General features: G+C 61.5%; 10 protein-coding genes. 3 read left to right on the top strand and 7 right to left on the bottom strand.

The window, feature by feature from the left end; translation table 11 throughout:
• Window positions 1–254 precede the first annotated feature (254 nt).
• The 4 genes from AX760_RS18890 to cckA all read right to left on the bottom strand — a co-directional run bounded on the left by AX760_RS18890 (window position 255) and on the right by cckA (window position 6206).
• Window positions 255–1358 carry a YcjF family protein gene (locus tag AX760_RS18890; RefSeq protein ID WP_071834538.1) on the bottom strand — a complete coding sequence of 368 codons (1104 nt, stop codon included), beginning with the start codon at window positions 1356–1358 and terminating at the stop codon, window positions 255–257.
• Complete coding sequence (locus AX760_RS18885; protein ID WP_071834537.1) at window positions 1355–2830, bottom strand: YcjX family GTP-binding protein; 1476 nt, start codon at window positions 2828–2830, stop codon at window positions 1355–1357. The genes AX760_RS18890 and AX760_RS18885 overlap by 4 nt, the downstream gene beginning before the upstream one ends.
• 169 nt (window positions 2831–2999) lie before the next feature.
• A complete protein-coding gene (locus AX760_RS18880) occupies window positions 3000–3512 on the bottom strand; it encodes a SixA phosphatase family protein (protein ID WP_083531244.1) in 513 nt (170 codons plus the stop codon).
• Window positions 3513–3632: 120 nt separating this feature from the next.
• A complete protein-coding gene (gene cckA / locus AX760_RS18875) occupies window positions 3633–6206 on the bottom strand; it encodes a cell cycle histidine kinase CckA (RefSeq protein WP_425348871.1) in 2574 nt (857 codons plus the stop codon).
• A 387-nt stretch (window positions 6207–6593) separates the two neighbouring features.
• On the opposite strand from cckA, the gene AX760_RS18870 reads away from it, so the two are divergent.
• Window positions 6594–7562 (top strand): flagellar biosynthetic protein FliO, encoded by a 969-nt coding sequence (locus tag AX760_RS18870; protein ID WP_245295055.1) that lies wholly within the window; start codon window positions 6594–6596, stop codon window positions 7560–7562.
• Window positions 7563–7749: 187 nt separating this feature from the next.
• Here the strand turns inward: AX760_RS18870 and dksA are convergent, their stop codons facing one another.
• Window positions 7750–8169 carry an RNA polymerase-binding protein DksA gene (gene dksA / locus AX760_RS18865; RefSeq protein WP_071834535.1) on the bottom strand — a complete coding sequence of 140 codons (420 nt, stop codon included), beginning with the start codon at window positions 8167–8169 and terminating at the stop codon, window positions 7750–7752.
• Between the two features lie 426 nt (window positions 8170–8595).
• Here dksA and AX760_RS18860 point away from each other — a divergent pair, with 426 nt between their 5' ends.
• Window positions 8596–10545 carry a putative bifunctional diguanylate cyclase/phosphodiesterase gene (locus AX760_RS18860; protein ID WP_071834534.1) on the top strand — a complete coding sequence of 650 codons (1950 nt, stop codon included), beginning with the start codon at window positions 8596–8598 and terminating at the stop codon, window positions 10543–10545.
• Between the two features lie 48 nt (window positions 10546–10593).
• Here the strand turns inward: AX760_RS18860 and AX760_RS18855 are convergent, their stop codons facing one another.
• Window positions 10594–11517 (bottom strand): pseudouridine-5'-phosphate glycosidase, encoded by a 924-nt coding sequence (locus AX760_RS18855; protein WP_071834533.1) that lies wholly within the window; start codon window positions 11515–11517, stop codon window positions 10594–10596.
• A gap of 31 nt (window positions 11518–11548) precedes the next feature.
• A complete protein-coding gene (locus AX760_RS18850; RefSeq protein WP_071834532.1) occupies window positions 11549–12496 on the bottom strand; it encodes a carbohydrate kinase family protein in 948 nt (315 codons plus the stop codon).
• 239 nt (window positions 12497–12735) lie between these two features.
• Between AX760_RS18850 and recA the strand changes: the two genes are divergently transcribed.
• The gene (gene recA / locus AX760_RS18845; protein WP_071834531.1) at window positions 12736–13824 is read left to right on the top strand and encodes a recombinase RecA; all 1089 of its coding nucleotides are present in this window, start codon (window positions 12736–12738) and stop codon (window positions 13822–13824) included.
• Window positions 13825–14072 lie beyond the last annotated feature (248 nt).

Below are 14072 nucleotides of genomic sequence, written 5' to 3'. Positions count from 1 at the left end.
GTCCAGAATGTAAGGCTACATTTGCGCTTAAATGGTTAATGGACTGTTTCTGCGGGCTTTGGCCGGCCGAGAAATGGTCTCACGATATGTTTCAATTAGGATGCTCGAAAACGCGATAAATCAGCGCCGTTCCGCCGCGGCAAGGGCGGGGGCTGGCACGGCCTCGGCTACCAATGATCTGCTGGCGTCTAGGGATTGTCTGGCCATCTCCAGCCGGGCCATATCCAGCCGGGTCATGTCCAGCCGGGCCAGGTCTAGTCGGACATATTCTTGCCGGACATATTCTTGCCCGACATGCCCGGCGTCAGGTCGCCGATGAAATCGCCAATGCCGGGACGCCGGAGCGCCTTGAACGGCATGGGGCGGCAAAGGTCCATCGCCGCGATGCCGATGCGCGCGGTCATCAGGCCGTTGATCACGCCTTCACCCAGCCGCGCCGACAGTTTTGCGGCGATTCCATGGCCGAGCACCTGCTGGATCAGGCTGTCGCCGACGGCGATCGAGCCGGTGACGGCAAGATGCGCGATGACGTCGCGCATCAGCCGCAACAGGCCGAATGTGCCCGGCCGGCCACCATAAAGCTCCGCCATGGCGCGGATCATGCGGGCGGATTCGTAGACGACGTAACCGATATCGACCAGCGCCCGGGGGCTGACGGCGGTGACGATCGAGACGCGCCTGGCGGCATTGAGGATGAGTGCCCGGGCCTCGCGGTCAAGCGGCGTCAGCAGTTCGCGCTCGGTCAGGTCGAGAAGATGCGGGCCGTCGATAATCTCGCCTTCGGTTTCCTTCAGCCGCGTCCGCCCGCGCGCCGTCTGCGGTTTGGTCGCCAGAAGCGCGACGAGGTGATCCATGACCTTGCGCGCCGCTTTGGGCGAGGGGGCAAGGCTCGCCTCGATGGCTTCCTGTTTCAGGGCCTGCACGGCCTTCAGCTGCCAAAGACCAGCCAACTCGCGGGCGACGACAGCCAGAAAGGCCATTGCGCCGATCGCCGCCGCAGCGATAGCGAGATAACCGAGCCAGTCCGCCCGGGTGAACAGATCGCGGATCAGGCTGTCGATCCACAGGCCCACTGCCAGCGAAAACAGGAGCCCGAAGGCACCGGCGGCAAGGCGCGCGAAGGAAAAACGGCGTTTGCGCGGCCGGGCTTCCGGAATGGCCTGCGCGGACAAGGCGGTCGTCGTTTCGATGAACGGGTCCTCCGCATCGGCCGTCATGACGATGTTCTCGTCGAAGCTTCCCGGCGCACGTCGGCTTTGCCTGTCAGGCGCAGGCTTGTCGATCTGCGAGGGGGCGGGGCCGCTGTCCAGCGTGAACGAGGCGGGCTTGCGGCGCGGGGTGTCAGGTGTGTCGGTCATGCCAGCCGGTCTCCGAACAGGAATTGCATGGCCCGGTCGAGCCGGATGTGCGGCACCGACAGTTTCAGGCCGCCGCCGGTTTCCTCGATATGCGGTGGACGGAAGCGCACGAAACTCAGATCGGACACGAGGCTTTCCTCAGCTTTTGATTCAAGGTCTTGAAAAAGTGAATCCGGATTCTCTGGCAAGTCCCCGGGAAATATAGCTGTTTTGCGTTCGCCATCGAAGGTTTCGCCATTGATTGTCTCCCCCGCGATCGGCGTTCCGACGATGACCGGAAGCGCGTGGCCGCCGTGGTTGACCGAGGCTTCGCGCGTCGCCCGGACGGAGGCGAGCGCCATCACCTCGATGCCGGCACCGCTCATGCCGATCCGTTCGATCGCACGGGCGACCAGCCGGCCGGTGATTTTTTCGAGGCGGTCATGGCTTTCATGGTGGAGGTGGTCGGCCTTGGTGGCGGCGATCAGCACCTTGTCGATCCTGCGCGTCACAAGGGACGAGAGGAAGGAATTGGTGCCGGAGCGGAAGCAGGCGAGAACATCGGCGAGCGCGCCCTCGAGATCAAGCAGCGATTCCGGTCCGCGATTGATCGCCTGCAGCGCATCGACCAGCACGATCTGCCGGTCCAGGCGGGCGAAGTGTTCGCGGAAAAATGGTTTGACCACATGCGTCTTGTAGGCTTCGTAGCGTCGCTCCATCATGGCCCAGAGCGAGCCTTTGGGGGCACGCCCCTCCGGCAGGTCGGCCAGGGGAGAGAAGGTCAGCGCCGGCGAGCCTTCGAGATCACCCGGCATCAGGAAGCGGCCGGGCGGCAGGGTGGACAGCGAGCGCTCGTCGGATTTGCAGGCCTTCAGATAGGCTGTGAAGGTTTCCGCGAGCCGCCGCGCATCGCCCTCGTCGGCGGCGCCTTCGATCTTGATTGCCTCGGCAAGCGTCAACCATTGCGACGACAGCTCGGCGCGGATGCCACGACGGGCGCGCTCGACGGTGTTGTGGCTGAAGGTGCGGAAATCCTGCGCCAGCAAGGGCAGGTCGAGCAGCCATTCGCCGGGATAGTCGATGATGTCGATCGACCGTCGCCCCGGCGAAAACATCCGGTTCCAGCCGCTGGCACTCTCGTAGTCAAGGGTGATGCGCAGCTGGGAGATGGCGCGCGTCGAATCCGGCCAGAGACGATCGCGGACGAGCGCTGTCACGTGGTCCTCGTACTGGAAGCGCGGCACGGCATCGTCGGGTTGGGGTTCCAGCCTGATCTTCGAGACGCGCCCGGAGCGGACAGCCTCGAAAACCGGCAGCCGTCCGCCATTCAGCAGGTTGTGCACAAGCGAGGAGATGAACACGGTCTTTCCGGCGCGCGACAGGCCGGTGACACCGAGACGCAGGGTCGGGTTGACGAAGCCGGACGCCCGGTCCGCCAGATTGTCGATGGCGATGCGGGCATCGTCGGTGAGGCTGGTCAGAATTGGCGGCAAAGGGCGTTTTTCCCAGATGTGAGGTCGATAGGTGCGCAAGGAGCATCATGTGCTTTATCAGCGGCTATGGAGAACAGCACCTGCGCGACAGGACGGTCTCCTGCGATATAGGACGACAGGGCGACCAAAAAAAGAAGAAGCGGGCAGGAGATTGCCCGCTTTCCAGTCGCTATGGCGCCAGAAAGGCCACGAGCCGGCCGGGCGCCGAAGCGCGCGCCGACGGACTGCGGTCGATATCGATCACCGCGAGGCCAGCGCAGGGATAGCCGGTGGGCGTGGCATTGGCGGCGGCGGTTTCGCCGAGCAGCGCCTGTACCAGCTCCTCCATCATCGGATTGTGCCCGACCAGCATCAGGGAACCGTCGTCCTGCCAGGCGTCGATAATATCCGTGTAGACATTCGCCGGCCCTGCATAGAGCATGTCTGTGTAGTCGATCTCGAGCTCTTCGCCCATGGCCCGGTGCAGCGCCTCGGCTGTTTCCCGGCAACGTGTGGCGGTCGAACACAGCACCTTGTCCGGCCGGAAACCGCGATCGGCCGCACGATCGGCGATCATCTCCGCCTGCGCATAGCCCGTGTCATCCAGCGTGCGATCGAAGTCCTTCTGGCCCGGCAGCGCCCAGCCGGCCTGTGCGTGCCGCATGAGGTAGAGGCGAAAAATCTGGGCAGCAGCAGGCGGCATCGATGTGACTTCCGAGACTGGTTTCATCGCCCGCCGACCACGGCGCAGCACTCTGTGTTTGTCGCCTCCGGCCCGGCAAAGATCAAGGCGATTTTCCCGTCCGATCGTCGTATGGCCGGTTCAGGAATCCAGCATTTCGCGGACGGCCACCGCCAGCTGCTTGAGCGAAAAGGGTTTTGGCAGGAAGCCGAATTTTGCATCGGCCGGCAGATTGCGGGCGAAGGCATCCTCGGCATAGCCCGAGACAAAGATGAACTTCATGTCGGGGTGGATCTTGCGCAATTCGCGCAGCAGCGTCGGTCCGTCCATTTCCGGCATGACGACGTCAGACACAACGATGTCGATCGTGTCGCCGAATTCGGCAATAATCTCCAGAGCTTCGACGCCTGATCCGGCTTCATGCACGGTGTAGCCCCGGGTTTCCAGCATGCGCTTGCCGCCGCGGCGAACCGCCTCCTCATCCTCGACGAGAAGAACAACCGCGGAATCGCCGGTCAGGTCTGTCGGTTCCTCGGTCTTGAACGGTTTGACCGTTCCCAGCGCAGGGACCGTTTCCGTGACGATGTTGCCGGCGGCATCCGTCACCACTTCCTCGATATAGCGTGGCAGGAGGATGCGGAACGTCGTGCCCTTGCCCATCTCGGATTCCGGATAGATATATCCGCCGGACTGCTTGATGATGCCGTAGACCATGGAGAGGCCGAGGCCGGTGCCCTTGCCAACTTCCTTGGTCGTGAAGAAGGGTTCGAAGATCTTGTCGAGGATTTCCGTCGGGATACCGGTTCCCTGGTCGGAGACCTCGATCATCACGTAGTCCTCTTCCGGCAGGTCGCGGCGGCTGAGGGCTGCAACCTCGCCGGCTGGAAGATTGCGGGTGCGCAGGGTGATGACACCACCGTCGGGCATAGCATCGCGGGCATTGACGGCGAGATTGAGAACGACCTGCTCGAACTGGCCGAGATCGGTACGGACCGGCCAGAGGTCGCGGCCGTAGTCGACTTCGAGCTTGACGTTGGTTCCGGTCATGCGATCGACGAGCATGCGCAGGTCGCCGACAACGTCGGTCATGTTGAGAACGGTCGGCCGCATGGTCTGCTTGCGCGAGAAGGCGAGCAATTGGCGCACGAGGACCGCCGCGCGGTTGGCGTTGCGCTTGATTTCCATCAGGTCGGCAAAACTTGCGTCGGAAGGGCGGGCCGACAGCAGCAAATGGTCGGAGGACAGCAGGATGGCGGTCAGCACATTGTTGAAATCATGCGCGATGCCACCGGCGAGCGTGCCCACCGCATTCATCTTCTGGGTCTGCGCCATATGGGTTTCGAGCGCCTTCTGCTCGGTGATTTCAACGGCATAGACGATCGCTGCCTCTTCCGGAGCCTGGTCGCTCTGGTCGATAACCGCATTCACGTAGAACCGGAAATGCCGCGTCTCGTCCTTCGGATGCAGCGAATCGATCGGCGCAATGTCGCTCTGGCGGTCCTTCGCGGCATCAAGCGCCTCGCGCAGGCGCGCACGGTCGGGCTCGTGCACGACGGTCTCGAGGAAGGCTCCATGCTCCATGTCGTCACGCGAGACGACCGCGGAAAACAGCTTGAGGAACGGCGCGTTGGTTCGCAGGATGCGCCCTGCGCCATCGACGGAGGCGATGGCCATCGGCGTGTTGTTGAAAAAACGCGTGAAGCGCATGGCCGCGATCGAGGCGGACTGGTCGCTTTCGTCATCGCCGGCCCGCGACAGAACGATGGTCCGGCTTTCGCCCGGTGCGCCGTCGCGGTTGGACGAAACACGATGCACGAGGCGGACAGCGAGGCTTTGGCCGTTGGCCTTGCGCAGGTCGAGATCGAGCACCTTGGTCTTCTTCAGTCCCGGCTCGGCCTGAACCGATTGCACCAGCGCCAGGCCTTCGCCGGCCACCAGGTCGGCAATGCTCATCGAGCCCGGCTGGAACTTGGTGAGATCGAGCCCGAGCCAGTCCGCCAGAGTGGCGTTGATGTAAAAGATCTCGCCCTTTTTTCCGGCCGAGAAAAAGCCGGCCGGCGCATGATCGAGATAGTCGATGGCGTTCTGCAGTTCCTTGAAGAACCGTTCCTGATCGTCCCGCTCGGAGGTAATGTCGGAGACCTGCCAGAGATAGAGCGGATTGCGCTGGCCATCTTCGAGCGGCAACACGCGCGCCTTGAGGCGAAACCAGTGGGCGCCGGAGCCTGCGGATCCGCCACTGGAACTGAGTGGCTTCAGAAGGCGGAACTCTTCATGCCCGGCCTTGCCTTCATGCAGCCCGTTGGTCAGCCGGTAGATCGCCTCGGTCGCCTCGCGATTGCGCGACAGGATGGTTTCGAGCGATTGGATCTCGGTTGCCTTGGTGGCGCCCGTCAGCGCGCCATAGGCAGCGTTGGCGTAGATGATCCGGCCCTTGCGATCGGTGACCAGCGTGCCGTCTTCATGCGCGTCGAGGAAGGCACGCGCCAGATCGTCGGGCCGCGACTGCGGCATGACTTCGATGAAGCCGATGATCGACGAGACCAGGAAGAAAATGCCAACCATCGCCAGGATGCCGAGGATGCCGAGCACGATCTCGTTTTCGAGCTGGCTCTTGAAGACGACGAAGGCGGCGGCCGAAACCGTCAGGACGATGGCCAGGAGGATGATGCGCAGCACCGTGCCGGGGCGTGTGCCGCGGTCCACGATGGGCATATGATAGTCCCCGGCCTGTCGCAATTTCGTCATACGCGCCTCGTTGATCGCCGGCTGCACCGATCGGGAATGAACGGGCGTCTGTCCGGCAAGTCTGACCCGAACACGGTGTTGCCACCGGCCCCGGTTCCGTGAGGCAACGCCTCGCCGAACATCAGCCAAGAATCATCTTTAACAGCGCATGGCAAAAGCAAAAAGCACTTGCTTGGACGCAGACATGGTCAATTCACAAGGAATGTCTGTTTCCGCCGATATCGCCTTGATCACCCGATCAAAAACGGCTTTCACCAGTCTCCTTTGGACAATGGCTGATGACCGGGTTGAATAGGCCCGAAAAAAGCCGTCAAGTGGCGGCATGATTTTTGTACGAAACGGAGTGTGACGATAATGGAAGAGATGCTTGGGACGAACGGTGCGAAGTTCATCGTGGCATCGCTAGTCGTTGCGTTTGCGCTTCTCTGCCTCGTCGGCGTCTTCTGGTTCATTCGAAACCGGCCATCGTCTCCCTTCATCCGGGGCGGCAAGAATCGCCAGCCACGACTGGCTGTGCTGGATGCCGCTGCGATCGATACCCGCCGGCGGCTGGTGCTGGTCCGGCGCGATGACGTCGAGCATCTGATCATGATCGGCGGTCCGACGGATATCGTCATCGAGACCCGCATCGCGCCGCCGCGGCAGGCGACGCCCATGCCACAGGAGCAGCCAGCGCTGCCTCAGCCGACTGCGGAGCGGCGTGTCGTGCAACAGCCGCAAAAACAGCCTTCGCCCGAGACGAGGGCGGCGCCGGTCTCGGCGATGGCCAATGTGCTTTACGGCGACGGTCCGGAAAAGATGGCGGATCAGCCCCGCCAGGTGGTTCCCCCGGCGCAGGTCAGGATACCGCGCGACGAGACCGCTGTTTTGCCGCGTCCGTCAACGATCGATCGCCTGCCGTCGCAGGCTGTTCCTTCCCGGGAGCAACCTGTCAGTGCCAGCATGGCTGCGACACCTTTTCCGGCAAGCAGCGCCCCGGAAGACATCCTCGATGCCGCCAGGAACCGGGTGCTTGCCGCCAGTGGCACGACGGCGCAGATACCGCAGCAGGCACGCCCGGCGCAGGCCGCAGTGGTTGCCCTTGCTCAGCCTGTGGCGCAAAAACCGCCCGCGGATTTCGAAAGTTTTCTGGACGCCGAGATCAGTGGCGACCTGCAGCGGCTGACGCCGGAATCGTCTGCGCGTTCCGATACGGTCAATCGGCCTGCCAGTGCCGGACGCCAGGAGCCGAAGCTGGATGGACCCGCAGCACGGCAGGAGCCTTCGCTGGAGGAGGAAATGAACCGCATGCTTGGCGAAATCGCCGGCAACCGCAAACCTTGATCCGGCGGCGCGATGCGCTTGACGGCTCAAAACGTCTCGTTAATGCGCAGTCGGTCGCGACCGGCACGCGAGGCTATGGCGCTGGCAGGGCAGGGCAGTCAAAACCGCCAATGCTGCAACGGAAAACGGCGCAGACAAGCCGCGCCGTTTAAATTTCCAAGGCAAAACCGCAAGACCAGATTGCGTGTTATTCGTCGCGATAGACCTTTTCGCGACGCTCGTGCCGTTCCTGTGCCTCGATCGACAGGGTGGCGATCGGTCGGGCATCCAGACGTTTCAAGCCGATCGGCTCTCCGGTCTCCTCACAGTAACCATAGGTGCCTTCGTCAAGCCGCTGCAGGGCAGCGTCAATCTTCGAAATCAGCTTGCGCTGCCGATCACGGGCGCGCAACTCGATTGCCCGATCGGTTTCCGAGGAGGCTCTGTCGGCCAGGTCAGGGTGATTGGCGCTTTCTTCGGCCAGATGGCCAAGCGTCTCGCGGGCTTCCCGAAGGATGTCGTTTTTCCAAGCGTTCAGTTTCGCACGGAAATAGGCACGCTGGCTTGCACTCATAAATTCGTCGTCTTCTGACAGGACGAAGGTACCAAGATCGATCTTCTCACTCAACGCGATTCTCCTGAAGAACATCTCATGTCGGCGGTGTATAGACCCATGAAGGCGGTGTTTCAAGCCTCAAGGAATCAGCGCACAGCTTTTTAATATTGCTCACGAACCACGCTAACCGGCTAATATTTCATCAAGATTACAGTCAAGTCATAAAGTAACACCGGTACTCTTGGGGAGGCACGGCGGTAATGGTCGAATTTTGCAATCGTGATGCCGAACGGTCGCTGACGGACGCCGATGCCGCCTGTACCGCCTGCACAAAAAGTCGGCGTTGTCTTTTGGGCGCGCAGGAGTGCCACCCTGTTTTTCGGGTCCCCAAGTATATTCCACTGACATCAAACTCCATTCACGCCCTTTTTGATGTGGATGTTTCAGCAAACCTTCATCATTATCCCGGAGCATCGTCCAGGCTAAGAGGAGGTGGGGATGTTTCGGACGTTGGCTGGGCTTTTGGTGATTGACAGCAAGAATCCTGAGTTGATTCAGGCTCAGCTTTCGGCTTTCACCAAGCAGGTCCCCCTGCTTTACTTCACGCTGATGACCAATACGATTGCCTTGTCGCTAACACATTTCGAGAGCGCACCGCTGGCACTGAGCGTCTATCTGCCCTCTGTTCTCTATCTCGGCTGTCTTATCCGCATCTGTGTCTGGTGGCGGACACGCCGCCGGGCCGTGCCGCACGCGAAGGCCGTCCGGCAATTGCAGGGAACGGTCTATCTGGCTGGTGTGCTTGGCCTCTGTTTCACCGCGTGGGCGCTGGCGCTGTTTCCCTATGGTGATGCCTACGCCAAGGGGCATGTCGCCTTCTATATGGCCAATACTGTCATAAGCTGCATATTCTGCCTGATGCATGTGCGGGCTGCGGCGCTGGTCGTGACGGCTGCAGTGCTTGTGCCCTTCACCGTGTTCTTTGCCTCGACCGGAAATGCCGTTTTTGTGGCGATCGCCTTCAACATGGTGCTCGTTGTCGGCGCGATGGTCTATATTCTGTTCACGCAGTATCGCGATTTCACGGATCTCATCGGCTCGCAAAAGGCGTTGATCGCCAAGCAGCAGGAAACGCAGCTGCTCAGCGACGAAAACCGCCGGCTTGCCAATCTCGACAGCCTGACGGACCTGCCCAATCGTCGCAGCTTTCGGTCAGAACTGGATTTCCGGCTTGCCGCTGCTGTCCGCGAGAACCGGCCGCTTGCGGTCGGCATCATCGATCTCGATGGCTTCAAGCCGGTCAACGATGCCTTCGGCCATGCCGCCGGCGACCGATTGCTGATGGAGGCAGCACGGCGCCTGAGCCTGTTCACCGACCGGAACATCTTTGCGGCCCGGCTTGGCGGCGACGAGTTCGGTCTGATCGTCGACGCCGATCTTGACGAGGCGGCGCTGTCGCGACTGGGGAGCGCTGTCTGCGCGGAACTGCAGAAGCCCTTTTACCTCAACGGCATCACGGCGAAAGTCTCGGGATCGCTGGGCTTCGCGCAGCATTCGACGGGCGAAGCCAATGCGGCCCACCTGTTCGAACAGGCGGATTTTGCGCTTTACCATGCCAAGCAGCATTCGCGCGGCGGCACCGTGGTGTTTTCGCAGGAGCACGAACGTGAAATCATGCAGCAGAGCCGCATCGACCAGGAACTGAAGAGCGCCGATCTCGAGCGTGAACTGCATGTGCTGTTCCAGCCCTTCATCGATACGGATACGCAGCAGGTTCTGGGGTTCGAAGCCTTGGCCCGCTGGGACAATGCAAAGCTCGGGCGTGTTGCGCCTGATGTCTTCATCCGGTCCGCCGAGCGCTGCGGCATGATGGGGCAGATGACGGCCATTCTCTTTGCCAAGGCGCTGGATGCGGCCGTCCAATGGCCACAGCCGACGCGGCTGTCCTTCAACCTTTCCGCCCGCGACATCGTTTCCCGATCGACGCTGGAGACGCTGCTCTCCATTCTGGAGGAGAGCGGGTTTGACCCGCAGAATCTCGATTTTGAGGTGACAGAAACAGCCGTCATGACCAATTTCGACGTGGCGCGCGACAATCTCAACCTGTTGATCAAACGTGGTATCGGCATTGCGCTCGACGACTTCGGCACCGGACATTCCAGTCTCGGCTACGTGCATCGCCTGCCTTTGCGCAAGATCAAGATCGATCGCAGCTTCATCGTCGACATCGGCGCCGACGGGCTCAGCCAGAACATCGTCAAGACGATCGTCGATCTCTGCCGCAATATCGGCTGTGTCTGCGTGGTCGAGGGCATGGAAACCGTGGAGCAGGTGGCCATCCTGCGGCGGCTCGGCTGCTCCATCATGCAGGGATTCCATTTCGGGCGCCCGATGCCCGTGCAACAGACCCTCGATCTCCTCGAAGAGCGGACCGCGATCGCCGGCTGATCCGGCATGCGCCTAAGCAGCCGGTGCCCGATACGCCTTATGCCTTGCTCATGCGAGCGCGACGGCGATTTCGGCGGCAAGCCGGGCGTTGTTCTCGACCAGGGCGATGTTGGTTTCGAGGCTGCGTCCATCGGTCATCCGGAAAATGCTGTCGAGCAGATAGGGCGTCACCGCCTTGCCGGAAATCTCGTCCCGGATTGCATTCTCAAGCGCGCGGGTGATGTAGATCTCCATTTCCTCGCGGGCAATTTCGTTCTTCTCCGGAACCGGATTGGCAACCAGCATGCCGCCATCGACGCCGAGTTGGTCGCGCATCGTCTGGAAATTGGCGATGGCCGCCGGGCTGTTGAGCATCAGCGGGCTTTTCAGGCCCGAATCGCGCGACCAGAAGGCGGGGAATTTGTCACTGTCATAGGTGACGACCGGCACGCCGCGGGTTTCCAGGACTTCCAGCGTCTTTGGAATATCAAGGATTGCCTTGGCACCGGCGCAGACGACGATGACGCCGGTGCGCGCCAGTTCCTCGAGATCGGCCGAAATATCGAAGGTTTCCTCGGCCTTGCGGTGCACGCCGCCAATGCCGCCGGTGGCAAAGACGCGGATGCCGGCGCGCGACGCCGCAATCATCGTCGCCGCGACCGTGGTTGCACCCGTGCGTCGTTCAGCAATGGCAAAGGCGAGGTCTGCGCGCGACAGCTTCATGGCACCGCTGGTCCTCGAGAGCGCCTCGAGCTTTGCATCATCGAGACCGATATGCAGAACGCCATCGATCACGGCGATCGTCGCAGGAACGGCGCCTTCCTCTCGGATAATCGCCTCGACGCTGCGGGCCATCTCCAGATTGCCCGGATACGGCATGCCATGGGTGATGATCGTCGATTCCAGCGCCACGATCGGTGCATTGCGCGCCTTGGCGGCGGCCACTTCGTTTGAATATTCCATCGGCAGGAACGGGGAAAACGACTTGGTCATGGCTTATCCTCTGCAGCTTTTCGCGGCGCGTTCATGACAGGGTTTTGGCTGGCGGCACAAGCCCTATCGTTTCCAAAACGGCTTGCTGGGAGATTTTTTCGGAAACGGCAAGCGCCGAGCCAACGGTGATGCCGGCAGCGGCAATGCCGTGGCGCAGGCTGCTGGCGAGATCCGCGCCGTTCGCATGGGCAGACAGAAAACCGGCTGCCAGCGCATCGCCGGCACCCGTGACATCGCCCAGCGCCTCGAGCGACGGCGGCGCGACGCTGACCGAATGCATGCCGTGAAAGGCGATGGCCGGTTCGCCGCCGCGGGTGACGACGCCGCCGTTCAGGCCTGCGGCCCGAAGTCGGACCGGCCATTCTTCTGCAGCCTCGACATCGCCGCCGATCAGCGCGCGCGCCTCTGCCTGGTTCATGAACAGGAAGGTCAAGCCGTCCAGGCATGCGGAATAGCGGGTGACCTTGGCCGGAGAGATCGCAATGCCGGCGACAATCTTGTTCTGCGCCGTCGCGGCCGACACCAGACTGGTAATCGTTTCGGACGGCAGGTTCGCATCTGCAATCACCATGGCGCAGCCGGCCAGCAGGTCGCGCATGGCGCGCTGGCGCAGACGACGTGGCGAAAACAACCGGTAGAGATCCATGTCGGCCAGGGCGATGACGAGATTGCCGTCGCTTTCCAGGATTGCCGTATAGCTCGGCGTCTTGCGATCGAGAAAGGTGAAGGGGCAATCAATGACGCCAGCGGCTTCCGCTGCCTGAGCCACCGTTTCACCATCCGCGTCGCCGCCGCGGGCACTGATCATGTGAACGCGATGGCCCAGGCGCGCCAAGTTTCTGGCGGCGTTGAAACCGCCGCCGCCGGCCTCCACGAACCAGGCGCCGGGGTTGCTGGCACCGGCTGCTGTCGTTCCGCTGATGCGACCCCGACGATCGATGTGCGCGCCTCCGAAAACACAGATCTGGCCGTTCGTCATTGCCGCTCCCTTACACATTTTGCGCCGAATCGCAGCCTTGGCCCAGCGCCCCGGCAGCGGGGCATCTTATGGTCGTTCCAGGTCGAAAAAACACTCTGAACAAAAATAGAACAAATGCCATTTTCCGATGATAGTTCATTGACTTGAGTACCTCTTGCAAAAACAGAACAAAAAGTGTACAAATCTTTCCAGGTCGTCTTCATTGCCTCGGCAGCTTCAATAACCTAAAGGTGGATCACATGGCACAAAACTCTTTGCGGCTCGTAGAGGAAAAATCGGTGGATAAAAGCAAGGCACTGGACGCGGCACTTTCCCAGATCGAAAGGGCGTTCGGCAAGGGCTCGATCATGAAGCTCGGCGGAAAAGACAGCATCGTCGAAGTTGAGACCGTTTCGACGGGCTCGCTCGGCCTCGACATCGCGCTTGGCATCGGCGGCCTGCCGCGCGGCCGTATCGTCGAGATCTATGGCCCCGAAAGCTCGGGCAAGACGACACTGGCGCTGCAGACGATCGCAGAGGCCCAGAAGAAGGGCGGCATTTGCGCCTTCGTCGATGCCGAACACGCGCTCGATCCGGTCTATGCCCGCAAGCTTGGGGTCGACCTCGAAAATCTGCTGATCTCGCAGCCCGATACCGGCGAGCAGGCACTTGAAATTACCGACACGCTGGTGCGTTCCGGCGCGATCGACGTTCTCGTCATCGATTCGGTCGCAGCCTTGGTGCCGCGTGCGGAAATCGAAGGGGAAATGGGCGACAGCCTGCCGGGTCTGCAGGCGCGTCTGATGAGCCAGGCGCTGCGCAAGCTGACGGCGTCGATTTCCAAATCCAACTGCATGGTCATCTTCATCAACCAGATCCGCATGAAGATTGGCGTCATGTTCGGTTCGCCGGAAACGACGACGGGTGGCAATGCGCTGAAATTCTACGCTTCCGTACGCCTCGACATCCGCCGCATCGGCGCGGTCAAGGAGCGTGACGAGGTTGTCGGCAACCAGACCCGCGTCAAGGTCGTCAAGAACAAGATGGCACCGCCCTTCAAGCAGGTGGAGTTTGACATCATGTATGGCGAGGGTGTCTCCAAGACCGGTGAACTGGTCGATCTCGGCGTCAAGGCCGGTATCGTCGAGAAATCCGGCGCCTGGTTCTCCTACAACAGCCAGCGTCTCGGGCAGGGTCGGGAAAATTCCAAGAGCTTCCTGCGCGACAATCCGGATACGGCAAATGAAATCGAACTGTTGCTTCGCCAGAATGCCGGTCTGATTGCCGAGAAGTTTCTGGAGAATGGCGGTCCGGAAGCGGGTGACGACGGTGCGGACGGCTCCCTGTAGCGTTTTTGGGATCTTTCTGGTTTTGTTCGACCGGCCGCCTCGCAAGGGTGGCCGGTTTTCTTTTGCCCGCTGGACGTTTTCCTTTGTCCGCTGGACAGGGGTTTGCCCGGGCGATAAAAGCCTGTGGCTCGGCTGCAGAATTGCAGCGGATCAATGAATTTCAGCGACTGTTGTGCGACCGTTTGCGGCGCGACGCTGTCACGAAGGGGAAACGGCTGGCAGCTTTGGCTGCTGCGTTGTTTTGGGGA

The sequence above is a fragment of the Pararhizobium antarcticum genome (assembly GCF_001885585.1).
Classification (GTDB): Bacteria; Pseudomonadota; Alphaproteobacteria; order Rhizobiales; family Rhizobiaceae; genus Pararhizobium; species Pararhizobium antarcticum.
Note: the sequence above shows the minus strand (reverse complement) of the source record. Positions and strands in the feature narration are given on the sequence as shown.